This is a genomic window from Lysobacter sp. HA18 (genome assembly GCF_054057595.1).
The window spans coordinates 54,247-77,899 of sequence record NZ_JBSRZL010000001.1 but is presented as its reverse complement, the minus strand read 5'-3'; the positions used below and the strand labels follow the sequence as shown (position 1 = coordinate 77,899).

The window sequence follows — 23,653 nt, the reverse complement described above, 5'->3', positions numbered from 1 at the left end:
GCGGCCATTCGCGAAATCACATCATTTCTTCACTCGCGTTGTACCGGCGGCCGCCCAGAGTCACTCGCACCGCTGCCGGCCGGTTGCCGGCTTCCCCACGTAGAACACGGAGTCCAACGATGAGCGACGTCAAGAAAGACCATAACCTCGGTTCCGGCACGGGTGCTGTCGCAGGTGCCCTCACCGGTGCAGCGGTCGGTTCGGCCGCGGGTCCGGTCGGCAGCCTCGTCGGCGCCGTCGCGGGCGGCATCGTCGGCTCGAAGGCGGGCGACTCGATCGCCGAAGCCGTGAACCCGACGGGTTACGAGAAGCACTTCCAGGACAACTACACCAAGACCGATTACTACAACAGCTCGCGCGACTGGAACGACTACCAGCCCGCGTACCGCTACGGCTACGAGACCTACGGCAGCTACCGCGGCAAGGATTTCGACTCGGTCGAGCCGGAGCTCGAGCGCAAGTGGGATGCCACCAAGGGCAATTCGCGCCTTGCGTGGGGCGAAGCCCGCGGCGCCGTGCGTGACGGCTGGCATCACATCGAGCGCGCGATGCCGGGTGATGCGGACGGCGACGGGCGTTAATCGGCTGCTCGCGCAGCCTCTCAACGCGCAAGCGCGGAAGGTGCGCGATACCGCAGCACGACCGTAGCCACACCGACCGTCGCACGCGCCACGCGCGACGGTCGGTATGTTCCCAACGCTGCGACTGCTACCCGCAGCACCGGAGGCCGGCATTGCCGGCCTCTTTCTTTTGCGCCACGGGACACCGCATCCCGCATGCAATGCCCGTGACATACAGCCGCTCGGTTACGATGCGCGCGATCACGAGCAGGATCCGCACGCATGGCCGACATCGAAAAGCCCTCCCGCGAAGAAGCCGAAGCGGCGGTGCGCACGCTGCTGCGCTGGGCCGGCGACGACCCGACCCGCGAAGGCCTGCTCGACACGCCGCGCCGCGTCGTCGATGCCTACGGCGACTGGTTCGTCGGCTACGGGATCTGCCCGAAGACGTATCTCGAACGCACGTTCGAGGAAGTGGCCGGCTACGACGAGATGGTCGTACTGCGCGATATCGAATTCGAAAGCCACTGCGAGCACCACATGGCGCCGATCATCGGCCGCGCGCACGTCGGTTACCTGCCGAGCGGCAAGGTCGTCGGTATCAGCAAGCTCGCGCGTGTGGTCGAAAGCTTCGCGCGCCGCTTCCAGGTGCAGGAAAAGATGACCGCGCAGATCGCCGAAGTGATCGACCGCGTGCTGCAGCCGAAGGGCGTGGCGGTGGTGGTCGAAGCGACGCACGAATGCATGACCACGCGCGGCGTGCACAAGCGCGGCGTGAGCATGGCGACGTCGACCATGCTCGGTGCATTCCGCGAAGACGCTCGCACGCGCGCCGAATTCCTGCAGTTCATCCGTACGCAGCAGCGCTGAGCCGCGACCCGATGGATGTCAGCGCGCGCCGATGATGACGTCGGCGACGTGATCGATGTCGCGCTCGTCGATATGCAGGTGGGGCGCGAGACGGAAGACGTTGTCGCGCTCGATGCAGATGACCGTGTTGTCGGCGAACGCAGTACGCACCGCGTCGATGCGATCCTGGTCCGGCGCGAGGCCGAGCAGGTGTGGTGACGACGGCTCGACGCACCAATGCGCGAGTCCCGCTGCTGCCAGCCGCCGTTTGAGCCGATCGAGCAGTTCCCCGAGACGTTCGGAGATCGCGCGCGGTGTCCACTCCAGCACGTCGTGCAGGCCGGCTTCCGCGATCGCGAGTCGCAGCGGATCCGAAATCTCTCCGCCGTCGAACCGACGTGCGCCGTCGCGGTATGGCGGAGCGCGTTCTGTATCGAACCGCCAAGCCTGCGTCGGCGATCGGCCCTGCCAATGCTGCTCCAGAGGGTGCAGTCGCTCGCGCCACTCCGGCGACACCCACAACGCGCACAGGCCCTTGTGCGCCAGCCACCACTTGTAGCCGACGCTCATCGCGAACGCCGGCTGCCAGCGTTCGACATCACACGGCAGCACGCCGAGGCTCTGGCTGAGGTCGAGCACGACAGGCACGCGGCGTGCGCGTGCAGTCATCGCAACGCGGTCCAGGTCGAGCAGGCGGCCGTCGCGCCAGTGCGCATGCGACAACACGATCACCGCAGGCTTGCGTCGTTCGATGAGGTCGACGAAACCGTCGCTGGCATCCTCGCGCGGCACCGACTGCAATGCGGCCCCCGTCGCTTCACAACGCACCTGCCACGGCAGCAGCGCGGATGGGAATTCGCCGTCCACGATGCCGACCACGTCGCCCGCCTGCAGCGGCCAGCCGGACGCGACCGTCGACATCGCATGCGCCACCGACGGCACCAGCGCGACCGCGTCGGGCTCGGGTTTCAGGTCGACATCGAACAGCCGCGACGCCTGCGTCCGCACGCGTTCGATGTGTGCCTCCCAGTCGGCGAATGACAGCCGCCACGGTGCCGCCTGCTCGCTCCAGGCCTCGCGCAACGCGGCATCGATGCGACGGGTGCGCGGTGCGTTGGAGGCGGTATCGAGGTAGATCGAGCCGTCCGGAATCAGGAAGGCGTCGCGCACGTTGGCGGGCAGGGGCATGGCCGCTACTTTACGGGCGGTCGTCGCGCGCCCGTCACCCGGCCGTCGCGGTCGCTTCGTAGGCTTGGAGGATGGGAATGTCGACCGATCTGTCGCCTGCCGTCGCGCGGGACGCCGGAGCTTGCTCCGTCGATCCGCTGGCGTCGCGTTTTCGCGCCGTGCGCGAGCGCAGCGTCGAACTGGCGGCACCGGTCTCGGCCGAGGACGCAATGGTGCAGTCCATGCCCGATGCGAGCCCGACGAAATGGCACCTCGCGCACACCACGTGGTTCTTCGAGACGTTCGTTCTCGCGACGTTGCCGGGCTATCGCATCGTCGATGAAACCTGGCAGGTGCTGTTCAACAGCTACTACCAGAGCGTCGGCCCGCAACACGCGCGGCCGATGCGCGGCGTGCTGTCGCGACCGTCGTTCGCGCAGGTGCTCGACTACCGCGCACGCATCGATACGCGTGTCGCTGACGCGTTCGCGCGCGATGAGTTCGACATCGCAACGCGCCAGCGCATCGAGCTCGGCCTGCAGCACGAACAGCAGCACCAGGAATTGCTGCTCACCGACATCCTGCATGCGCTGTCGTGCAATCCCTTGTGGCCTGCGTATCGAGATGATCTTCCGCGTTCGCACGCGGGCGCCGGATCGATGGAGTGGGTGCGCTTCGATGAAGCCATCGTCGAGATCGGTACCGACCGCTGGCCCGAAGCCAACGCATTCGCATTCGACCCCGAATCGCCGCGGCACCGCACGCTGGTTGGCGCCTATGCGCTGGCGACGCGACCCGTTACGTGCAACGACTACCGCGACTTCATCCGCGACGGCGGCTATCGCACCGCATCGTTGTGGCTGAGCGATGGATGGGCGCGCGTGCAGGGCGAGCAGTGGCAGCGTCCGCTGTACTGGCTCGACGACGAACGCGCGTTCGGCTTGGGTGGCGTGCAAGAGATCGATGCGTCCGCACCGGTGTCGCAGCTCAGCTATTACGAAGCCGATGCCTTCGCGCGCTGGGCCGGCGCGCGCCTGCCTACGGAAGCCGAATGGGAACGCGCCGCGCACGGCGTCGAAGTCGACGGCAACTTCGTCGAGTCCGGCAATCTGCAACCCGTTGGAAACGCGCGCGATGGCCTGCGCCAGATGTTCGGCGACGTCTGGGAGTGGACGTCGAGTGCGTTCCTGCCGTATCCGGGTTTCCGTCCGTGGGACGGCGCGCTGGGCGAATACAACGGCAAGTTCATGGTCGGCCAGCAGGTGCTGCGCGGCGGCAGCTGCGCGAGCCCGCGCGACCATCTGCGCGCCAGCTATCGCAACTTTTTTCCGCCGCATGCGCGCTGGCAATTTGCCGGGCTGCGGCTCGCGAAGGACATCGCATGAACCTGCTCGACGCCCGGCTGCACCACGCGGTGCAGGCGCCCGTATTGCTCGACCTACGGCCCACGCCCGACGACCTGCGCAGCGACGTGATCGCCGGGCTGTCGTCGACGCCGAAGCATCTGTCGTCGAAATACTTCTACGACGAGCGCGGGTCGCAGCTGTTCGAAGCGATCACGCAACAGCCCGAGTACGACCTCACGCGCATCGAGATCGCGCTGCTGCAGCACGTGATGCCGCAGGTGCGTGACGCCGTCGGTGCGGATGTGCACGTTGTCGAATACGGCAGCGGCAGCGGGCGCAAGACGCAGCTGCTCTTGGCGGGGCTCAACTCGCCCGTCGCGTACACGCCCGTCGAGATCTCGCGCGAAACGCTGCTCGATTCCACGCAGCGACTCGCCGACGCATTTCCCGACGTGCAGATGCTGCCGGTGTGCGCGGACTTCACCCGGCCGGTGCCGGTGCCGCCGGCTTTCATGCAGGCCGCGCGCTCGCTGGTGTTTTTCCCCGGCTCGACGCTCGGCAATTTCGACGACGCGCAGTCGCTCGACCTCATGCAGGCCATGCGCGAAACCATGGGCGACGACGGTGTCGCGCTGATCGGCCTCGATCTGGTCAAGGACGTCGCCGACATGGAAGCGGCGTACAACGATACGGCCGGCGTCACCGCGGCGTTTACGCTGAATCTTCTGACGCGGCTCAACCGCGAGCTCGGCGCCGATTTCAACGAAGCCGCATTCGCGCATCGCGCGGTGTGGTCGCCGGTGAACAGTCGCATCGAGACCAGCATCGTCAGCCGGCGCGCGCAGGTGGTGCACGTCGCAGGCCATGCCTTCGTATTCGATGCGGGCGAACCCATCGTGGTGGAGATCTCGCACAAGTACACCGATGCGTATTTCGACGATCTCGCGCGACGCGCCGGCATGCGCGTGACGCACCGCTGGAACGCACCCGGCGATCGCTTCGGCCTGCGTCTGCTCGAGGCCGCATGAGCGCGACGGACGACGTTCTCGACTGCCTGATCATCGGCGCCGGGCCCGGCGGGCTGACCGCCGCGACGTACCTCGTGCGCTATCACCGCCGCATCCTCGTGGTCGATGCGGGCAAGAGCCGCGCGCGATGGATTCCGACCAGCCATAACTGCCCGGGCTTTCCGCGTGGCGTCGCCGGCAGCACGCTGCTCCAGCAGCAGCGCGATCAGGCGACCGGTTACGGCGCGACCATCGAGGACGGTTGCATCGCGCGCCTGCATCGCGATGGCGATGTCTTCGAAGCCACGGCTGCCGACGGTCGACGCTGGCGCGCGCGCTTCGTCATCCTCGCGACCGGCATCGTCGACGTGATGCCGCCGCTGGACGATCTCGAAGACGCGATTGCTGCCGGTGCCGTGCGCCTGTGCCCGGTCTGCGACGGCTACGAAGCGAGCGACTGCCGCGTCGCGGTGTACGGGCCAGTCGACAGCACCGTCAGCCATGCACTGTTCCTGCGCACGTTCTCCGACGACGTCAGCGTGATCGCGAGCGAAGACAGGGAGGCGTCGGACGAGAGCATCGAGCAGGCCAAGCGCGCGGGCATCGACGTGCATCCGAAGCCCGCCAAGCTCGCGTTCGAGAACGGCAAGACCGTGGTGCGCGACCACGACGGCAACGCGCAGGTGTTCGACACGCTATACCCGACGCTGGGCAGCACGCCGAACGTCGACCTCGCGCGCGAACTCGGGTTGGAACTCGACGAATGCGACGAAATCGTGGTCGGCGAGGACCAGCAGACCAGCGTCGATGGCGTGTACGCAGTCGGCGACGTGGTGAGCGCGCTGAACCAGATCGCGGTCGCGGTCGGGCATGCGGCGATCGCCGCGACCAAGATCCACAACCGGCTGCCGCGCAACTGGCGCGAACGGCCCGAACTTCAGCCCGAAACGGCAACGGAGCTTCCGAGCCCGCCGGGCACGCGCGCCGCGGCGGTACCGAAGGCACAACGCGACTGACGGCAGGCGCGGCCGTGGGGCCGCGGCGCTAGACTGCGCGCCTGCTCCCAGACCCGGATTGCCGTGGACGCCCAACCGTCGCCCGCGCGCCGCGCCGCGCTCGCCTTCATCTTCGTCACCGTGCTGATCGACGTGCTGTCGTTCGGCCTGATCATTCCTGTGCTGCCGCACCTGGTGCAGAAGCTCAACGGCGGCGACATCGAGCACGCGGCCTATTGGGTCGGCCTGTTCAGCATGGTCTTCGCGGCGGTGCAGTTCCTGTCGTCGCCGATCCAGGGCGCGTTGTCGGACCGCTTCGGGCGTCGCCCGGTGATCCTGATTTCCTGCCTGGGCCTCGGGCTCGACTTCGTATTCATGGCGCTCGCGCCGACGCTGGCGTGGCTGATGGTCGGCCGCATCATTTCCGCGATCGCATCGGCGAGCTTCACTACCGCGAATGCGTACATTGCCGACGTCACGCCGCCGGACCAGCGCGGCAAGGCGTTCGGCATGATCGGCGCGGCGTTCGGGCTGGGCTTCATCATCGGCCCGGTGCTGGGCGGGCTGCTGAGCGATTACAGCCTGCGCGCGCCGTTCTGGGCCGCGGCCTGCCTGTCGCTTATCAACTTCTGCTACGGCGCGTTCGTACTGCCGGAATCGCTCGCACCGGAAAAGCGTGCGAAGCGCTTCGACTGGTCGCAGACGCGGCCGTTCGCATCGCTGGGCATGGTCCGTCGCTATCCGCAGATCACCGACCTGATCGTGATCGTGCTGCTCGCGGCATCGACGCACTACGTCTACCAGAGCACGTTCGTGCTCTACGGCGACGTGCGCTACGGCTGGGGCCCCAAGGGCGTGAGCTACGTGCTCGCGGTGGTCGGCGTGTTCAGCGTGATCGTCAATGCACTGCTGGTCGGCCGCATGATCAAGCGCTTCGGCGAACAACGCGCGATGGCGATCGGCCTCGCATGCGGCGTGATCGGTTTCGCGATCTACGGCCTCGCCGCCAAGCCGTGGATGTTCTGGCTCGGCCTGCCGATCAGTGCGCTGTGGGCGGTATCGCAACCGGCCGCGCAGGCGCTGATGACGCGCGAAGTCGGCGCCGACGTCCAGGGCCGTTTGCAGGGCGCGATCATGAGCCTCGTCAGCCTGATCGGCATCGTCGCGCCGATGACGTACGCGGCCACGTTCGGTTTCTTCATCGGCAAGAGCGCGCCGGTGTACCTGCCGGGTGCGGCGTTCTTCCTGGCAGCGACTGTGCTCGCCTGCGCATGGGTGATCGCGATGCGCCACGCGCGACGCCACGCCGCGAGCGTGGAACCCGCCACCGCCTGAACGCACGCGACCGGTTGGCGCGTCCTTGACGGGGACGTGCGGATGCTCGGTCGCCATGAGTGTTCCCGCATCCGCCGTCCCCGATGGCGCGCTCGCCGCGCGCCAGGCTGGGCTGGTCTACGTCAGCGATAACGAACCGGGCATCCGTCGCCAGAAGAAGGGCGAGGGCTTCGCCTATGTCGACGCCGACGGCGATGCAGTAACCGACGAGGACACGCTCGCGCGCATCCGGTCGCTGGCGATTCCGCCGGCCTATACCGACGTGTGGATCTGCCCGGATGCTGACGGCCATCTGCAGGCCACCGGCCGCGATGCGAAGGGCCGCAAGCAGTACCGCTACCACCCGGACTGGGCGTCGGTCCGCGGCGACGGCAAGTTCGAGCGCATCGTCGCGTTCGGCGAAGCGCTGCCCAGGCTGCGTCGCAAATTGTCGAAGGACCTCGCGCTGCCAGGGTTCCCTCGCGACAAGGTGCTGGCGATCGTGGTGTCGGTGATGGCGCGCACGCTGATCCGCGTCGGCAATGACTGCTACGCGCGCAGCAACAAATCGTTCGGACTGACCACGCTGCGCAACCGGCATGTCGGCTTCCTGCGCGGCGGCCGCGCGAAGTTCGCGTTCCGCGGCAAGTCCGGGCTCGACCACGAGATCGTGCTCGATGACGCGCAGCTGGTGAAACTGGTCAAGCGTTGCCAGCAGCTGCCGGGGCAGTCGCTGTTCCAGTACGTGGATGACGATGGCACCACGCAGCCGGTCGGTTCGTCGCAGGTCAACGACTACCTGCGCGAAGCACTCGGCGAAGCGTTTACGGCGAAAGACTTCCGCACCTGGGGCGGCACGCTCGCCGCGATCGAGAAGTTCGCCGCGATCGACGTGCCGGAGGATGCAAGCGAACGCGAACTCACGTCGATCGAGAAGCAGGTCATCTCCGAAGTCGCCGACGTGCTCGGCAATACGCCGGCTGTGTGTCGAAAGGCGTACGTCGACCCGGCGGTGCTCGAAGGCTGGCGCAGCGGGCGACTGCAGCAGATGACCGCGGGCGCACGCAATGGCCGCAGCTGGGAGCTCGCGGCGCTGCGCTTCCTGCGCGATGCGCGCAAGCGCGCCGCGTCGGCATCGCGTGCCGCGAAGAAGGCGCTGCGTACCACGCGTCGACGCACGCGCGCGACCGCGGAGAACCCGCCGCTGCGCAAGAGAACGCGTGTTCGTTCGCCGCAGACGGCCGTCACGCAGGCGAGTGCGCCGCCGGCGTAAGTGGTGTGGCAGCCGCGCGAACGCCGTCGCGCGACACCGATCACTCAGTCCCGGCGACGACCGCCGCGTCAGCTGCAGTCGCTCAGCCGCCGTGCCGTGGCAACAGGTGGAAGAGCTGCTTCGCGACGTCGTTCATGTCGGCGACCGACAGCAGCGTCGTCATTTCGCTGCGCAGGCAGTCGGCGAGGTCGCGGAAGGCATCGAGTTGCGCGGTGGACGGCGCACGCGGTTCGCGATCGATGACGCATAGCGTGCCGACCGCGAACTCGCCGGGCAGCACAATCGGGCAGCCGGCGTAGAAGCGGATGCGCGGCTCGCCGGTGACCAGCGGGTTGTCGGCGAAGCGCGCGTCCTCGCGTGCGTCGGGTACGACGAACAGCCCGTCCTGCAGGATCGTGTGGCCGCAGAACGACACCGCGCGCGGGGTGCTGCTCACCGCCAGGCCCTCGCAGCCGCGGAACCACTGCGCGTCCGGGCCGACGATGGTCACCATCGCGATCGGCGTGTCCATCACCACGCGCGCCAGCCGCGCATAACGCTGGCAGCGTTCGTCGCGCTCGGGACCGACGAAGTCCATGCGTTCGATCGCATGCACGCGGCCGGCTTCGTTGTCGGGGAAAGTGGGGGCAAGCATGGCGGCTCCGGGACGGCACGGCGGAGCACTTCACGGGCCCGCGGACAGGGCCGGTAACGGCCGCAGCGCCGGTATCTGCAGCGGCCGTGGGACGAAAGACGATCGGTCGCACGGATTGCCGATCCGCACCCTAAAGCTTTCGCTGAATGCGTCGATAGCGCGAGCGGCGACCTTCCGTACCTACGCGGATCGTCGCCTCCCTCCCCACTGGACGCCCGCCGATGTCGACTTCGCCGCAGCCCCGCAGCTTCCTCACCCACCTGCGCCTGCGTCGCCGCGACGCGCATCTGGAAGGGCGCATGGCCGCGATCGAACGCTCGCAGGCGGTGATCGAGTTCGATCTCGACGGCCACGTGCTCGATGCGAACGCCAACTTCCTCGATACGTTCGGCGTCCGCCTGGAGGACGTGCGCGGCAAGCACCACCGCATGTTCGTCGACCCGGCGATCGCCGCCGGCGACGAGTACCGCGCGTTCTGGCAGTCGCTCGCGCGCGGTGAGTTCGTGTCGGGCCAGTTCCGGCGCGTGCGCCCCGGCGGCGGCGAGGTCTGGTTGCAGGCCACGTACAACCCGCTGTTCGACGATGCCGGCCGCGCGGTGCGCGTGGTCAAGTTCGCCAGCGACATCACCGCGCAGAAGCAGCGCGACATCGACACCGGCGGCCAGATCGCCGCGATCGAGCGGTCGATGGCGGTGATCGAGTTCGAAGTGGACGGCCGCATCCTGCGCGCGAACGACAACTTCCTTGCGCTGCTGGGCTACGCCGCGGCCGACGTTACCGGCCAGCATCATTCGATGTTCGTCGACTCCGTCGAACGCACGAGCGCGGAGTACCGCGCGTTCTGGGCGTCGCTCGCGCAGGGCGACGTGCGCTCGGGCCAGTTCCGCCGGCGTACGCGTGACGGCCGCGAGGTGTGGATCGAAGCGAGCTACAACCCGATCCTCGACGCGGACGGTCGCGTCATCAAGGTGGTGAAGTTCGCCACCGACATCACTGCGCAGCGCAACCGGAACGCCGACTTCGAAAGCCAGCTGCAGGCCATCCACAAGGTGCAGGCGGTGATCGTGTTCGACCTGGGCGGCGCGGTGCTCGACGCCAACGACAATTTCCTGCGCACCATGGGCTACGCCCGCGAGGACATCGTCGGCCGCCACCATTCCATGTTCGTGCCGGCGGCCGACCGCGAAGGCAAGGCGTATCGCGAGTTCTGGGCGCGGCTCGGGCGCGGCGAAGCCGACAGCGGCCGCTATGAGCGCCGCACGCGCGACGGACGCGCGGTCTGGTTGCAGGCCAGCTACAACCCCATCCTCGACGGCGCCGGCCGCGCCTACAAGATCGTCAAGTACGCGACCGACGTGACCGAACAGGTGCAGTTCGCGAACGACCTGCAGATCCTGGTCAAGCGCGTCGAGACGTTCTCGCAGTCGATCACGGCGGGCGCGGGCGAGATTGCACTCGGCAACGACGACCTCGCGCGCCGTACCGAACAGCAGGCCGCCGCGCTCGAGGAGACCGCCGCCGCACTCGGTCGCATCGCTGCGTCGGTGGACGAGACGGCAAGCAACGCGCAGTCGGCCGACACGCTTGCTGTCGGCATGTCCAGCGCCGCGCGCGATGGCCATGCGGCGGTCGACCGCATGACCGCGACGATGCAGCGCATCCGCGAGTCGAGCAGCCGCGTGATGGACGTGCTTGCGGTCATCGATGGCATCGCATTCCAGACCAACATCCTGGCGCTGAACGCAGCGGTTGAAGCGGCGCGCGCGGGCGACCGCGGCCGCGGTTTTGCTGTCGTTGCATCGGAAGTGCGCGCGCTTGCGCAGCGCTGCGTCGCATCGGCCAAGGACATCAAGCGCATGCTCGGCGAGTCGGGCGAAGCGGTGGCCGAAGGCGGCGTGCGCGTGACCGAAGCCGATCGCGCGATGCGCGCCATCCTCGAAGCGGTGACGCGCAGCACGCAGCTCATCGCCTCGATCAGCGAAGCCACGCGCGCACAGGATCACGGCATGCGCGAGATCAACGCCGCGCTGCGCGGACTCGAGGAAACCACGCAGCAGAATGCGGCGCTGGTGGAGGAAGTCAGCGCGGCGTCGGCGTCGCTGGACAACGTCGCCGCCGAACTGCAGGGCGCGATGGTCGGCTTCGCTGCCGGCCGCGTGGCTATGTCGAACTGAAAATCAGCCGCAGGCGATGCGCGTGATTACGTTCGACGCGTCGACATACACGTTCAAGCGGCCTTCGATGTATTCCATCGTCACCGCCTGGTTCGGCTTGAGCACGCGCGCGGTCTGCGCGCCGGCACGCTGGCGCGCAGTCTCGACGTTCTGCGGCGTCGCCGGCTGGCCGACCAGCGACTGCGCGGCGTCACCATTGCATTGCGTGGCCGCGGGCGGCATCGGATCGGACATGGGCGGCGCCTCGGGCGTCGTGGTGCAGGCGGCGAGGGCGACGACGAGCGACAGCAGCGCGGTCGTGCGGACGGTGGCGGTCATGCGGACTCCAGCGGTCGAGCGGAACCGCAAGACTGCCGCCTCGAGCATAAGGCCGCGTCAACGCGGACCGATCAGCCGCAGGTGGTGCGGGTGATCAGCGCGCCGTCGTCGAGATAGAGATTGAGCCGATCGATGCGGGGATCGTCATCGCCCGCGGTCTGTTCCGGCATCACGAGGCGAACCTTGCGACTGCCGCTGGCCTGCCGCGCCTGGTCGACGATGCTCGCGCTCGCCGCGCGGCCGATCCATGCATCGGCATTGCCCGGCTGGCATGCGTGCACGATGCCGGCGTCGGCGGGGCCCATCGCGCTGCACGCGGCAACCGAACTCAGCAGCACGACGATCGGTACGAACAGGCGCGACCATTCACCACGAATCGAAGCTTGCAAAGGCATGCCGGCACTCCCGACACGATGAGGGATTTTCAGCCTCCGTTTCGCCGTGTCGTGATGACGTCAAGACTATTCAGTCGGTTCAGACGTGTCGTCGCACAGACGTAAGAGAAGCTGCGAAAGCGTGGCGACGTCCTGCCGGTTGTGCTCGGCGACGCGACGCAGGTTGGTCGACGCACCGCCGCGTAGATACGCGAGCCATGCGGCCGGTGCCTGCGAACCGGGAAGATCGTCCTCGCGCAGGATGCGCAGCGCTTCGCGTTCGATCGTCGCGAGCCTGCAGTTCTCCCAGCGCCCGCGCCAGCGACGTCGCGACGGATGCAGCAGGTCGAGATGATCGAGACCGTGCAGCGGATCCTTCAATCGTGCAAGTCGATATCGCGTGCGAAGTAGTGGTGCGTCATAGCTGCGCCCGTTGTAGCTCGCGAGCACGGTGGACGGTGACAGCCACGACGCGAACATACGCAGCATCGCGCGCTCGGCCGCCATGTTCGCGATGTAGAGCTGGCGCACGCGCAATGCGCCTTCGTGCCAGTCCGCCGCGCCGATCATGAAGGCGCGCGTGCCGGTGCCGCCTGCGAGCCCGGTGGTTTCGGTGTCGAAGAACAGAAGGTTGGTTGCATCGACGTGTCCGTCGCGACGTGCGAATGCGAGCGGAAGCGGCGCGGCGGGTGTCGGGTGCACGACCTGTGATTCGATCAGCCACAGGCCGTCGTCGATTTGTTCGCCGGGAAGTGTTCGATCGATTTCTCTCGCGCGCGGACGCGGCGATGGCGCGCGTTCGCGGAGACCGAGGAGCCGACGCAGTGCGTCGACGTCGACGCCTCGGGACGGTTTCGTGTCGGGCGTGACGTTTGATTCTGTCGCGGGCCCCGCAATCGCGTCGGCCGGGGACGACGACGGATCATTCGCCGCAGCACGCGTCGCCGCGTCGCCGTGCAACACGGTTTCCCACGGTGCGGCGCGGGCGTCGTCGCGCACCGGTTCGCGCAACGACGACGGCACCGACGAGGCGGGCGGCGCCGGCACATCGGTCGCACCCGCTTGGCGCTTGAGTGCGAGCAGCTTGTCGAGCGTCATGCTCATGCGTCGCGCTCCAGTGCACGGGGCGCATCGCTGCCGGTGATGGCGACAGTCGGGTTCGCGAGCAGGCCGAGCACCCGACGCGCGAGTGTCTTCGGTGACGAGGCGGACTCGCGCTCTTCATCGCTCGCGAGGATCGGTCCGACGCAGGCCGGGCAACCGGCGCGACAGTCGCAGCGTTCGACCAGTTCGACCGCGCGGTCGACCAGTTCCTTCTGCCGCGTCCACAACGGTTCGGACAGGCCGACGCCGCCGGGGAAGTTGTCGTACAGATAGATCGTCGGGACGAAGTGCTGCAGTTCGAACGGCGCGAGTTCCTGACCTTCGCCGCCGCGCACCTGGCCGCGACCGTTCGCATCGGCGGTTGCGAACCACGCACCGTCACCGTTGCCGACCGCCTTCTGCAGGTCGCGTGCATCGGCCATTACCGCCAGCGTCGCGACGACATGCAGCGCGTAACCCGCGCCGAGGAAGCCGTCGAGCGCGTCCTGCCGCGATGCGAACCACGCGAGCAGCTGCGGTTGCGGCAGCTGCCACCACGCGGCGGTGGTGTGCAGTTCCTGATCCGGAAGATTGACCGGCCCGTAGCCGATGTTCTCGTGCGTGTAATAGCGGATCTTCTTATAGCCCGCGACGCGCCGCACGACATGCACTTCGCCATGGTGCGCGCTGCCATCGCCGGCGCCCGTGCGGTCGAACTCGGCGAGCACCTTGAGCTTTGTGTAGTCGATCGAGTCGGTGTAGTAGTCGACGAACGTGCGCGTGACGTAGGCCTTGCGGCCTTCCCAGTCGAGGCGTTCGACCTGGTACGGCGTCGACTGCACCATGTGGATCGCGCCTTCGTACAACGTCAGCGCGGCGGCGGAATAGTCGACTTCCGCGATGATTTGCTGGCGGCCATCGGTGCGATCAACGACGACGAAGTTACCGTCGGCCACGCTGCGCAAGCTGACCGCATTCGCTGGATAACTGTCGGCGATCCACTCCCAGCGATCACCCTCGCGATGCACGACGTCGGTTTCGGCGAGCGCCTCCAGATACAACTCGGGTTCGATCGGGCCGAAGCGCTCATCGGCCACGAACGGTAGTTCGAACGCGGCGCAGCGGATGTGGTCGAACAGGATCAGCGGTTGATCCGGTGCGACGCGCGCGTGCTCCGGCGTCGCGTCGATGAAGAACTCCGGATGACGCACGACGTACTGATCCAGCGGTTGCGAGTTCGCGACCATCACGCCGAGCGACGGCTGGCGACGACGCCCCGCACGACCGAAACGCTGCCACGTGCCGGCGACGCTGCCCGGATAGCCGTTGAGGATGACGACGTCGAGCGAGCCGATGTCGACGCCGAGTTCCAGCGCCGACGTGCTGACGATGCCGTCGACATCGCCGGCGCGCATCGAGCGCTCGACTTCGCGACGTTCGGTCGGCAGGTAGCCGCCGCGATACGCACGGATGCGCGGCGGCTTGCGCGGGTCGTGGTCGAACACGTCTTTGAGGTACTTGGTCAGCACTTCGACCATCAGCCGCGTCTGGGCGAACACCAGCGTTTTCAAACCCGACTTGATCGCGATGCGCGCGATGCGGTTGCTCTGCGATCGCGCCGATGCACGCAGGCCGAGGTCGGGATTCACCACCGGCGGGTTCCACAGCAGCACGTGCTTGTCGCCGGTGGGCGCGCCGGATTCGGTGATCGCGGTGACGCCGTGCTCGATCAGCGCTTCTGCGTGCTGCTGCGGATTGCCGATGGTCGCAGAGCAAAGAATGAACTGCGGATTCGATCCGTAAAACGCGCAGATGCGCTTGAGCCGGCGCAATACATTGGTGACGTGCGAGCCGAACACGCCGCGATAGGTGTGGACCTCGTCGATCACCACGTACTGCAGGTTCTCGAAGAACTGCGCCCACTTGGTGTGATGCGGCAGGATGCCCTGATGCAGCATGTCGGGATTGCTGACCACGATGTCGCCGTGCAGGCGGATGGCCTGTCGCGCGTCCCCGGGCGTGTCGCCGTCGAAGGTGAAAGCTTTCAGGCCGAGATCGCCGGCGCGCGAGAGATCGAGCAGCTCGGCGACCTGATCCTGCGCGAGCGCCTTGGTCGGGAACAGGTACAGCGCCTTCGCGCCGCGCTCCATCGCCGCGGTGACCACGGGCAGCGTGTAGCAGAGCGACTTGCCCGACGCGGTCGGCGTGACCACGACCACGTGCTCGCCGCGTCGCGTGGCGTCCCAGGCCTGTGCCTGATGGCTGTAGAGCTGTTCGATCCCGCGCGACTTCAATGCGTTCGCGAGCGCGGCCGGCACGTCGGCGGGAATGTCGACGAACGCACCATCGCGGCCCGGAATCGTGAAGTGACCGGTGATGCGGTCGGCGTAGCGCGACGCGAGTGCCTGCGTCAGGCCGGCGCCGTCACCCTTGCGCAGCGCGCGCGGGCGACGCGTCATCGCGGTCGCCGCATCGTCCTCGAGGTCGATCCGACCGGTGTCCTGTCGCGCGAGTTCGCGCCCCGTCGTCGCCATCGTCCGCCCTCGTTAAGGTGAGGGCGGCATTGGGCCGCAGCCGCGTCGCAGCCTGTGAGTCCCGCGCGCGGCTGAGACGCGACGCGACGATCAGGCGGTGGCCGGCACCGCGCCGCGCGACCACGCACGCAGGCTGTGTACGGTCGGAATGCCAATGCCTTTCGCCTTGCGGTGCGTGTAAAGCGTGACGTGCGCGGGCGGCACCGGGAGCTGGCGGCCGAGCAGTTCACCGAGCCAGCGGTAGTACCAGTCGAGTGCGGGCAGTTCAACGAGTTCGATCACGCTCGCCACGGTGCTGCGCGCGCCGTCGTCGCCAGTGTCGGGGCGTTCGATCAGTCGACGCTGGCCCGTGCGCACGTACGACCAGTCCAGCGCTTCGAACGCGGGGCGCGTGGCGATGTCGAGCCGATCACCGAGTGCGCTGCGCAGCTCGCCACCGAGCTTGCGGCCGACCAATGTGACGTGCAGCTCTTTCTTCGCATCGAAGCGTCGTCCGTCGAATTCGAGCGCCTCGCCGGGCGGTGCGTCGTCGAGCGGAAGCACGAGGGTGTTGTCGTTCGACCAACCGGGCCACGTCGTCATCGCAATGCTCCGTCGAAGGGGTGAAGCGGAGTGGAGCATGCGTCCGTGTCGAAGCGATGGCAAAAGCGGACGCGAAAAAACCGTTCAGCCGACGTGCGGTGACATGCGCGCGGCATCAAGAGATTGTGCAATTCAGCCGCTAATTTGCACGCAATATTAAGCGTGCGGTGGGGATGATCAATTCGACGCTGATCGAGCGCTCGATAGCGTGGTTTCCATGAAGACCACTCCCCGCATCGCTGTCCGCCGCCGCGCCCCGGTCGCGTTGTTCGCGCTCGCTGCCGCCCTTATCACCGTGATCGATGTGCCGGCGTTCGCGACGGAAATCGTCACCGCGCCTGCACCTTCGCAGACCGCGACGATCACCATCGTCGAGCCCGCCATTGCGACGACCGCCGTGTCCGACGACACGCCGCTCGCGCCCGGCAAGTTCGAGTGGACGCCGAACGACGCCGCGACGGGTCCGGTCACGATCGTCGTGTCGCTGCCCGCGCAGATGGTGCACATCTATCGTGGCGACGTGCGCATCGGGCGTTCGACGATCAGCAGTGGTCGCGAAGGCCATGAAACGCCGCCGGGTGTGTACGAGATCCTCGAGAAGGATCGTATGCACCACTCGAACAAGTACGACAACGCACCGATGCCGTACATGCAGCGCCTGACTTGGGATGGCGTCGCGCTGCATGCCGGCAAGCTTCCGGGTTATCCGGCTTCGCATGGTTGCGTGCGCTTGCCGCTCGCGTTCGCCGAACAGCTCTTCCAGCTCACCGAGCGGGGCGGCCGCGTGATCGTCGCCGACGAAACCAACTTCAGCAGCGCGGTTCTTTATCCGGGCGCGCACGTTCCGGTGGACCCGTGGACGGGCCTGGAGCCGGGCATGAGCGCACCGGCGACGGCGGATACCGCATCGACGACGACGGGAACGACGGAAACTTCGGGCACGGCGGTCAGCGCGACTGCGGTGAGCACGCTCGCCGGCAACTGAGCCGACGAGTCATCTGATGCATCAGACGCCCGGCTTCGGCCGGGCGTTCGTCGTTGCGATGGTCGCGGCCGGTGCGTTCGCGCAATCGATCGGGTTCAGCGCGGCCGGTGCATCGGCGCGCAGCGGGAGTCGCGTGGTCGTCGCCGCGAGCAGTCGCACGTAGCGATCGGTGTACACGCGGGCGCAGCGCTGCGAGACGTGCGACCACTCCGGCAGCACCAGGCCCTGCAGCTCCGGGTGGTCCTCGAAATGGATGCCGTTGGAATGCGTGCGCGCGAGCAACGCGTCCCAGCCGAGGTGACGTGGAATGCGCCGCTCTTCGCGCAGCCGCAGCGGGCCGGCCGACGGCGGGCGGATGAATACGACGTCGCCACCGCGTGCGCGGATGCGCGCGACCGCGGCCTGCGACTTCGCCAGCGTCATCTCGATGGTCTTGGCGTCGATGGGCGGACGCGGCGGACGACCCGGCATGTCCAGCCAGGCGAGCCGCGCCTGCGTGCGCAACCACACGTCGGTTTCGATCTTCGACCACAGCGAACCCTGGCCACGTTCGTCGATCTGCAACAGCTTCCACGGCTGGAAATACCAGGACGCACCGCCGCGCCGCTGGCCGCGATCGGCGGTGTAGACCAGCGTGCTCAGCCTGTACGCCGGATCGATGAAGGCGAAGCGGCGTTCGAGCACGCGTGAGAGCAGGTAACCCGTGCGCTGCGACGGCATCTCGCTGTGGAAGCGTTCGAGCGCTGGTGCACCGTTGCCGGTGCTGTCGCGGAAGTACTGCATGTCGGCGAGGCCGACGATGAGCAGACCGTGGAAGTGCGGATCGTTGGCGACGTCCTCGAGGAACGGGCGCGGATTGGTGCCCGGCAACGCGAGCTGCAGCGGGCGCACGCCGGTGAGCTGCTGGAAGCGATCGAGGTCGGTGTCGAACAGGATGCGCGAGTCGCCGACGATCGCCACCGGCACGTTCGCGACGTCGATCTGCCGTCGCGCCGCGGCCCAGCCCGACGGCTCGAGCCCGTAATCACCTGCCTGCAGGCCGACGCGGCGCATCTGCCACTCCCAACCGGCCAGCGCAATGACCACGAGCATGAGCGCGACGACCGAGACGCCGCGCCACGGCTGCGACGGAATCGGACGTACCGGAACCGGTTGCGCCTCGCCCGGGCGATCGGCCGCGGTGGCGCGCACCGCTTCGGGCAGCGCCTCAAAACTGGAAATAGATGAAGGCATTGCCTTCTCCCTGTTCGATCACGATCGCGAACGCCATCGCCGCCCAGCCGAGCGCGACCGCGGGTGCGGGAATCTTCGTCACCACCGCTTCGAGCGTGGTGTTGCGCATGCGCCAGTGCACGCCGACGATGAGCGTGGTGATCAACGCGACCGCGCCGAGCTCGAACGCCGACAGCAGCGGCATCGGATGCGGCGTCGCGCCGGCCATGCCGCGCAGCATGGTGAACGCGCCGCCGAACGTCTTGGAACGGAAGAACACCCAGGTGATGTTGATCAGCGCGTAGGTCAGCAGCCCGAGCGCGAAGAATGCGAACGGCCCCGGTCGCCAGTGGCGGAAGCGCGAGCGCAGCACGCGTTCGCTGGCGAGGTAGAGCCCGTGCAGTCCGCCCCAGGCGACGAACGTCCAGTTCGCGCCATGCCAGAGGCCGCCGAGCAGCATCGTCAGCATCAATGCGATGTAGGTGCGCGCCGGACCGTGGCGATTGCCGCCGAGCGGGATGTAGAGGTAGTCGCGCAGCCACGACGAAAGCGTGATGTGCCAGCGTCGCCAGAAATCCGAGAAGCCGACCGCCGCGTACGGGAAGCGGAAGTTGTCGGGCATCGCGAAGCCCAGGCACATCGCCGCGCCGATCGCGGTGGTCGAATAGCCGGCGAAGTCGCAGAAGATCTGGCCGCTGAAGGCCAGCGTGCCGATCCATGCATCCAGCGCGCCCGGCGCGGTGCGTGCGTCGAACACGCCTTCAGCCGGCGGTGCGAGGAAGCCGTCGGCCAGCACCACTTTCATGAAGAGGCCGAGCGTCATCAGCGCAAGGCCGAAGCGGATCGCATCGCCGCTCGCGCGTCGTGGTTGTTCGAACTGCGGCACCAGTTCGGTCGGCCGCATGATCGGCCCGGCGACGAGGTGCGGGAAGAACGTCACGAACAGTGCGTAATCGAGGAAGTTGCGCGCGGGCATGGCGCGACGCAGGTACACGTCGAGCGTGTAGGACAGCGTGGCGAACGTATAGAACGAGATGCCGACCGGAAGCACGATGTCGGACTTCGGCGGTTGATACGCGACACCCAGCGAATGCATGAGCGCGGCGAAGTTCTCCAGCATGAAGCCGCCGTACTTGAACCAGACGAGCATGCCGAGGTTGACCACCACCGACAGCAGCATCCATGCCTTGCGTGCGACGGGCTTCTGCGCGCGCACGAGGCCTTGCGCGGCGTACCAGTCGACCACCGTGGAAATCCACAGCAGCAGGATGAAGGGTGGATTCCACGCCGCGTAGAACAGGTAGCTCGCGAGGAGCAGGTTGACCTTCTTCGTGGTCCACCCGAGTGGCAGCGAATGCATCGCCAGCACGAGCGCGAAGAAGACGGCAAAGGTGAGCGAGTTGAAGACCATGCGCGGGCTCCGGCGCGCAGCGCGCCGGAGCCGTTATAGGTCACGCTTGCGGCCGGTCGTGGGCCGCCCGTCGGCGCTGGGCCGTTACCGAACTGTTACGGACGTGCGCGGCGCGAAGTCCACGCGTCGACGCTCGCCGATCGCATCGCCATCGACATGGCCTTCGACGAGTTCGTAGCCCAGCAGTGCAAAAACGCGATCTCCGAGGAAGATCGGCCGCGCATTGCCGTACCAGTCCACGCAGCTCGCGCGGCAGGCATCGTCGACGCTGGTCGGATGCGAATCGAGCGTGCCCAGCGGCGACAGCGCGAGCGAGCGGTTGCGCAGGTACAGCACCGACGCGCCGGCATGCTCGCCGCCATGCAGGATCGGCAGGCCGAGCGTGCCGCTGTCGGCATCCTGCGGGCGATAGAAGAAGCCGTGCGTGCGCTGGTCGCCCTGCTGCGCGTCCGGTCGGCGGTAGTCGCCAGCGAGCGACGCCTTGTCGCCGCGCAGGCGGAGGCCGCTGAAGACCAGGTCGCTGCCGTCATTGCCGACCAGCACGCCGTCGTTGCCGAGTGCGTCGATGCGTTCCAGGCGATGCGCGAGCGTCAGCGTCTGCACGGGTGACGTGGCGGCATAACGCAACATGTGGACGGTCTGCGTCTTGTCGCCCCAGACGCCGTCGCCGTAGACCAGCCAGTCGCCGATGTAACGCTGGTGCACGTCGTAGGCCGACGTGCCGGGCAGCAGGCGGAACTGCTCGCGCTTGGCATGCGCATGCAGGTTGCCGAAGGCCGATAGCGGCACGCGCATCAGCGCCATGTCGCCGCCGCCGTCGGTCGCGCTCCACATGCGGTCGCCGTCGCCCTTGCGCGCGACCAGCACGTTGAGCCAGCCGTCCTTCTGCAGGAACGCCATCTGGTCGATCGGCCCGCCCCAGGCACCGAGCATCGACGGCGCGCCGCCATCGAGCGGCATGCGCACCACGCCCGCCGCGGCGGTGCCGTAGTCGTTGCGCTTGCCGGTGGTCCAGATGTAGACGGCGTCGTCGGACACGTAGAACGTGCTGCCCGGGCCGCCGAGCACCGCGGTCGCCTCGCAGTCCATCTCGGGGCGATCGAGGTCGCAGACCGACACCGTGTGCAGGGTGATGTCGTCATCGAGATCATCAAGGCCGCGATAGATGCGCGTCGCCGGCAGCATGCGATGGAACGACGCGGGCGTGGCGTCGTGTGTCCAGCGCCGGTACGCAGGCAGCGCGGTGCGCCAGTCGCTCCACGGATTCAAGTCCGACGGCGAATAGAACACGAGCTTGTGTCCGACCAGCCGGCTCGCGTAGTTGCGCGAGGAGTAGTAGTCGTTGCTGCGCAACTGATACGTGGCGCGGTACTGCAGGCCGCCGTCGCGCGCAAGGTCGAACAGGCCGACTTCCGTGCCGCCGCGTGCGTAGCTGTAGCCAATCACCGCGACGGTGTCGCCGCTGACCAGCATCTCGTCGTACCAGGTGCCGGAGGGATCGACGTCGGGGCCGAACGCATCCGCGCTGGCGACGGGTTGCAGCGCATCGTCGCCGACACGCACGGTGAACAGTCGGCCGCGACGCAGCACCACCAGCACGTCGCCGGCGCGCTTGACGATGTCGCCTTCGTCGACCCCCTGGACCTGGTTGTTGGTGATGGATTCGGCGCCGGCGGCGTCGGCGACCTGCATCGGCGCGGCGTTGTCGGACGATTTGCTCTCCGCGGCCATTGCGGGCGCCGGCGGAGGTGGCGGCACCGCCATCGCCATCGGGACCGCCATCGTCCTCGACTGGCGCGCGGCGTGCGCCTTCCACGCATTGAGCGCGCGCGTCAGCTGGGCCTCGCTGCGGAAGGGTTTCAACGTCGCGGCCGTCGCAGCCGGAGGGGCGAGCAGGCACGCGACGCACAGCATCGCGGCGGCACGGATCACACAGTTCGACATCGGAGCGCCCTCGAATGGAGTCGGCATGGCAAACGCGCGGACGCCCCGGACGGGGTCGACCGCCCTGCATCTTCGGGCTTCGCGGCCGTTACCGAAGGAGCAACCGACCAACGGACGAACCGCCGTGCCCGCCCTCAAGCTCGCCGAACTGATCGGCGCCCTCAGCTACGCGCTGGACCTCACCGAGGGCCAGCCGGGCGGGCATTGCCTACGCGTGTGCTGGATCGGCATGCACATCGGCGAGGCGATCGGGCTCGATGCGCAGTCGCGGTGGTCGCTCTATTACACGTTGCTGCTGAAGGACCTGGGCTGCAGCAGCAACGCCGCGCGCATCTGCGAGCTGTATCTCGCCGACGACCGCACGTTCAAGCACGACTTCAAGCTCGTCGGCGCCGGTTCGCTCGATCTTCTCGGCTTCATTACGTCGCATACCGGCGCGCACGTGGGATGGCGCCAGCGCATCGCCTCGCTGGTCAATATCGCGCGCAATGGCGATGCGATCGCACAGGAACTGATCCAGACGCGATGCAGCCGCGGCGCGGCGATCGCACGCCAGCTGCGTTTTCCCGAAGACGTGGCGCGCGGCGTGCATTCACTGGACGAGCATTGCGACGGCAGCGGTCGACCCGATGGCCTGTCGGGTGACGCGATTCCGATCGCATCACGCATCGCCTTGCTCGCGCAGGTGATCGACGTGTTCCAGTTCGCGCAGGGTGCCGAGGCAGCGCTGGCCGAAGCGCGGCGTCGCGCCGGCACGTGGTTCGATCCGCAACTGGTCGATGCGTTCGAAGCGGTGACGCGCGATCCCATGTTCTGGGCGACGCTGCAGGGCGATGCGCTCGAAGCCGCGGTCAACGCATTGGAGCCCCCGGGCCAGTCGATGCCGCTGGACGATGACTACCTCGACGACATCGCTGCCGCGTTTGGTGCGGTGGTCGATGCCAAGAGTCCGTTCACCGCCGGCCACAGTGCGCGCGTCGGCCATTACACCGATGTGCTCGCGCACGAACTCGGTGTCGATGACGGGCGTCGTCGCTGGTTGCGGCGCGCGGCGATGCTGCACGACGTCGGCAAGCTCGGCGTCAGCAACAGCATCCTGGACAAGCCGGGCAAGCTCGATGCGGACGAATGGATCGCGGTGCAGCGGCACGCCGAATTCACCGGCCAGATCCTCGGCCGCATCTCCGCGTTCGAAGAACTGGCACGCATCGCCGCCGCGCATCACGAGAAACTCGATGGCACCGGCTACCCGCTGGGCCTGACGTCGAACGAGATTGCGCTGGAGACGCGGATCATCACCACCGCCGACATCTTCGATGCGATCACCGCCGAGCGGCCGTATCGTGGCGCGACGCCGATCGATGAAGCATTGAAGATGATGCGCATGCACGTCGGCACCGCGCTGGATGCCGCGTGTTTCGAAGCGCTGGAAGCCGTGGTCGCGCGGGAACCGGCCTGACGGTCAGTGCGGCTGCGTGTCGGTCGCCGTCAAGCGATCGGATGTTCGATGCCAGTGCGGCTCGTGCGTCGCCAGCCATTCGTCGAAACCGATGATGCCGAGTTCGGCGGATGCCGCGATGTCGGCCAGCCGCGCCAGCACCCAGCCGCGATGCGCGCGACGCGTGCGCTTGAGTACACGCAAGGATGCGGCGAGGAAGGCGTCGACCGTGGCCGCGAGCAGCGGCTCGGCACCGTTCGGCCGGCGGCGACGCTCAGTCGCGCTGCGCGAAACCGCGAGTGCGAGCGATGCGAGTTCCATCTCGAGTTGACCACGCGACAGCACGCCGTCGTCGTGCCGTCCGTCCTGCTGCCCCGCCATGCCTTCAACCGCTTCCGAACCGGGCCGCAAGTTTGCGAACCCCGGCGTCACGATCATGTCGTGACGCCGCAT

At 67.6% G+C, this 23,653-nt stretch carries 21 protein-coding genes; 10 read left to right on the top strand and 11 right to left on the bottom strand.

The genetic code is table 11. The features are described 5' to 3' along the window. Positions 1–119 precede the first annotated feature (119 nt). Entirely contained in the window at positions 120–581 is a 462-nt protein-coding gene (locus ACVWWW_RS00345; protein WP_051234539.1) for a glycine zipper domain-containing protein, read from the top strand. Between the two features lie 261 nt (positions 582–842). After that, entirely contained in the window at positions 843–1,430 is a 588-nt protein-coding gene (gene folE, locus ACVWWW_RS00340) for a GTP cyclohydrolase I FolE (protein ID WP_027081562.1), read from the top strand. A gap of 18 nt (positions 1,431–1,448) precedes the next feature. Here folE and ACVWWW_RS00335 read toward each other — a convergent pair whose 3' ends face one another. Then, the gene (locus tag ACVWWW_RS00335; protein WP_051234540.1) at positions 1,449–2,597 is read right to left on the bottom strand and encodes an aminotransferase class V-fold PLP-dependent enzyme; all 1,149 of its coding nucleotides are present in this window, start codon (positions 2,595–2,597) and stop codon (positions 1,449–1,451) included. 77 nt (positions 2,598–2,674) lie between these two features. Between ACVWWW_RS00335 and egtB the strand changes: the two genes are divergently transcribed. Genes egtB through ACVWWW_RS00310 form a run of 5 tightly spaced genes read left to right on the top strand, consistent with a single transcriptional unit; the run spans position 2,675 to position 8,511 of the window. Beyond that, positions 2,675–3,961 (top strand): ergothioneine biosynthesis protein EgtB, encoded by a 1,287-nt coding sequence (gene egtB / locus ACVWWW_RS00330; RefSeq protein ID WP_036140922.1) that lies wholly within the window; start codon positions 2,675–2,677, stop codon positions 3,959–3,961. Continuing rightward, positions 3,958–4,950 (top strand): L-histidine N(alpha)-methyltransferase, encoded by a 993-nt coding sequence (egtD, locus tag ACVWWW_RS00325; RefSeq protein ID WP_027081564.1) that lies wholly within the window; start codon positions 3,958–3,960, stop codon positions 4,948–4,950. The genes egtB and egtD overlap by 4 nt, the downstream gene beginning before the upstream one ends. After that, a complete protein-coding gene (locus tag ACVWWW_RS00320) occupies positions 4,947–5,945 on the top strand; it encodes an NAD(P)/FAD-dependent oxidoreductase (RefSeq protein ID WP_081671886.1) in 999 nt (332 codons plus the stop codon). Before egtD ends, ACVWWW_RS00320 begins: the two co-directional genes overlap by 4 nt. A 57-nt stretch (positions 5,946–6,002) precedes the next feature. After that, positions 6,003–7,259 (top strand): TCR/Tet family MFS transporter, encoded by a 1,257-nt coding sequence (locus ACVWWW_RS00315; protein WP_155914056.1) that lies wholly within the window; start codon positions 6,003–6,005, stop codon positions 7,257–7,259. Positions 7,260–7,314: 55 nt separating this feature from the next. Next, positions 7,315–8,511 (top strand): DNA topoisomerase IB, encoded by a 1,197-nt coding sequence (locus tag ACVWWW_RS00310; protein ID WP_081671887.1) that lies wholly within the window; start codon positions 7,315–7,317, stop codon positions 8,509–8,511. Positions 8,512–8,593: 82 nt separating this feature from the next. On the opposite strand, the gene ACVWWW_RS00305 is transcribed toward ACVWWW_RS00310, so the two are convergent. Next, positions 8,594–9,145: a GAF domain-containing protein gene (locus ACVWWW_RS00305; RefSeq protein WP_051234541.1), complete on the bottom strand. Its 552-nt coding sequence runs from the start codon at positions 9,143–9,145 to the stop codon at positions 8,594–8,596. Positions 9,146–9,366: 221 nt separating this feature from the next. Here ACVWWW_RS00305 and ACVWWW_RS00300 point away from each other — a divergent pair, with 221 nt between their 5' ends. After that, on the top strand, positions 9,367–11,319 hold the full coding sequence (locus ACVWWW_RS00300) for a methyl-accepting chemotaxis protein (protein WP_051234543.1): 1,953 nt from the start codon (positions 9,367–9,369) through the stop codon (positions 11,317–11,319). 3 nt (positions 11,320–11,322) lie between these two features. Here the strand turns inward: ACVWWW_RS00300 and ACVWWW_RS00295 are convergent, their stop codons facing one another. The 5 genes from ACVWWW_RS00295 to ACVWWW_RS00275 all read right to left on the bottom strand — a co-directional run bounded on the left by ACVWWW_RS00295 (position 11,323) and on the right by ACVWWW_RS00275 (position 16,210). Next, entirely contained in the window at positions 11,323–11,637 is a 315-nt protein-coding gene (locus ACVWWW_RS00295; RefSeq protein WP_027081566.1) for an I78 family peptidase inhibitor, read from the bottom strand. A gap of 71 nt (positions 11,638–11,708) precedes the next feature. Further along, complete coding sequence (locus ACVWWW_RS00290) at positions 11,709–12,032, bottom strand: hypothetical protein (protein ID WP_027081567.1); 324 nt, start codon at positions 12,030–12,032, stop codon at positions 11,709–11,711. A gap of 66 nt (positions 12,033–12,098) precedes the next feature. Then, positions 12,099–13,115, bottom strand: a complete 1,017-nt coding sequence (locus ACVWWW_RS00285; protein ID WP_027081568.1) for a ribonuclease H-like domain-containing protein — start codon at positions 13,113–13,115, stop codon at positions 12,099–12,101. After that, positions 13,112–15,553: a DEAD/DEAH box helicase gene (locus ACVWWW_RS00280; RefSeq protein WP_051234731.1), complete on the bottom strand. Its 2,442-nt coding sequence runs from the start codon at positions 15,551–15,553 to the stop codon at positions 13,112–13,114. Before ACVWWW_RS00280 ends, ACVWWW_RS00285 begins: the two co-directional genes overlap by 4 nt. Positions 15,554–15,718: 165 nt before the next feature. Further along, positions 15,719–16,210 (bottom strand): hypothetical protein, encoded by a 492-nt coding sequence (locus ACVWWW_RS00275; RefSeq protein ID WP_027081569.1) that lies wholly within the window; start codon positions 16,208–16,210, stop codon positions 15,719–15,721. Between the two features lie 217 nt (positions 16,211–16,427). Between ACVWWW_RS00275 and ACVWWW_RS00270 the strand changes: the two genes are divergently transcribed. Then, complete coding sequence (locus ACVWWW_RS00270) at positions 16,428–17,195, top strand: L,D-transpeptidase family protein (RefSeq protein WP_051234545.1); 768 nt, start codon at positions 16,428–16,430, stop codon at positions 17,193–17,195. A gap of 21 nt (positions 17,196–17,216) precedes the next feature. On the opposite strand, the gene ACVWWW_RS00265 is transcribed toward ACVWWW_RS00270, so the two are convergent. The 3 genes from ACVWWW_RS00265 to ACVWWW_RS00255 all read right to left on the bottom strand — a co-directional run bounded on the left by ACVWWW_RS00265 (position 17,217) and on the right by ACVWWW_RS00255 (position 21,789). After that, a complete protein-coding gene (locus tag ACVWWW_RS00265; RefSeq protein WP_155914061.1) occupies positions 17,217–18,428 on the bottom strand; it encodes a hypothetical protein in 1,212 nt (403 codons plus the stop codon). Continuing rightward, positions 18,403–19,818: an MBOAT family O-acyltransferase gene (locus ACVWWW_RS00260; protein ID WP_027081570.1), complete on the bottom strand. Its 1,416-nt coding sequence runs from the start codon at positions 19,816–19,818 to the stop codon at positions 18,403–18,405. The genes ACVWWW_RS00265 and ACVWWW_RS00260 overlap by 26 nt, the downstream gene beginning before the upstream one ends. Before the next feature lie 84 nt (positions 19,819–19,902). Next, positions 19,903–21,789 carry a beta-propeller domain-containing protein gene (locus ACVWWW_RS00255; protein ID WP_027081571.1) on the bottom strand — a complete coding sequence of 629 codons (1,887 nt, stop codon included), beginning with the start codon at positions 21,787–21,789 and terminating at the stop codon, positions 19,903–19,905. 97 nt (positions 21,790–21,886) lie between these two features. Here ACVWWW_RS00255 and ACVWWW_RS00250 point away from each other — a divergent pair, with 97 nt between their 5' ends. Then, the gene (locus ACVWWW_RS00250; protein ID WP_027081572.1) at positions 21,887–23,221 is read left to right on the top strand and encodes an HD domain-containing phosphohydrolase; all 1,335 of its coding nucleotides are present in this window, start codon (positions 21,887–21,889) and stop codon (positions 23,219–23,221) included. Positions 23,222–23,224: 3 nt separating this feature from the next. Here the strand turns inward: ACVWWW_RS00250 and ACVWWW_RS00245 are convergent, their stop codons facing one another. Further along, complete coding sequence (locus ACVWWW_RS00245) at positions 23,225–23,653, bottom strand: hypothetical protein (RefSeq protein ID WP_027081573.1); 429 nt, start codon at positions 23,651–23,653, stop codon at positions 23,225–23,227.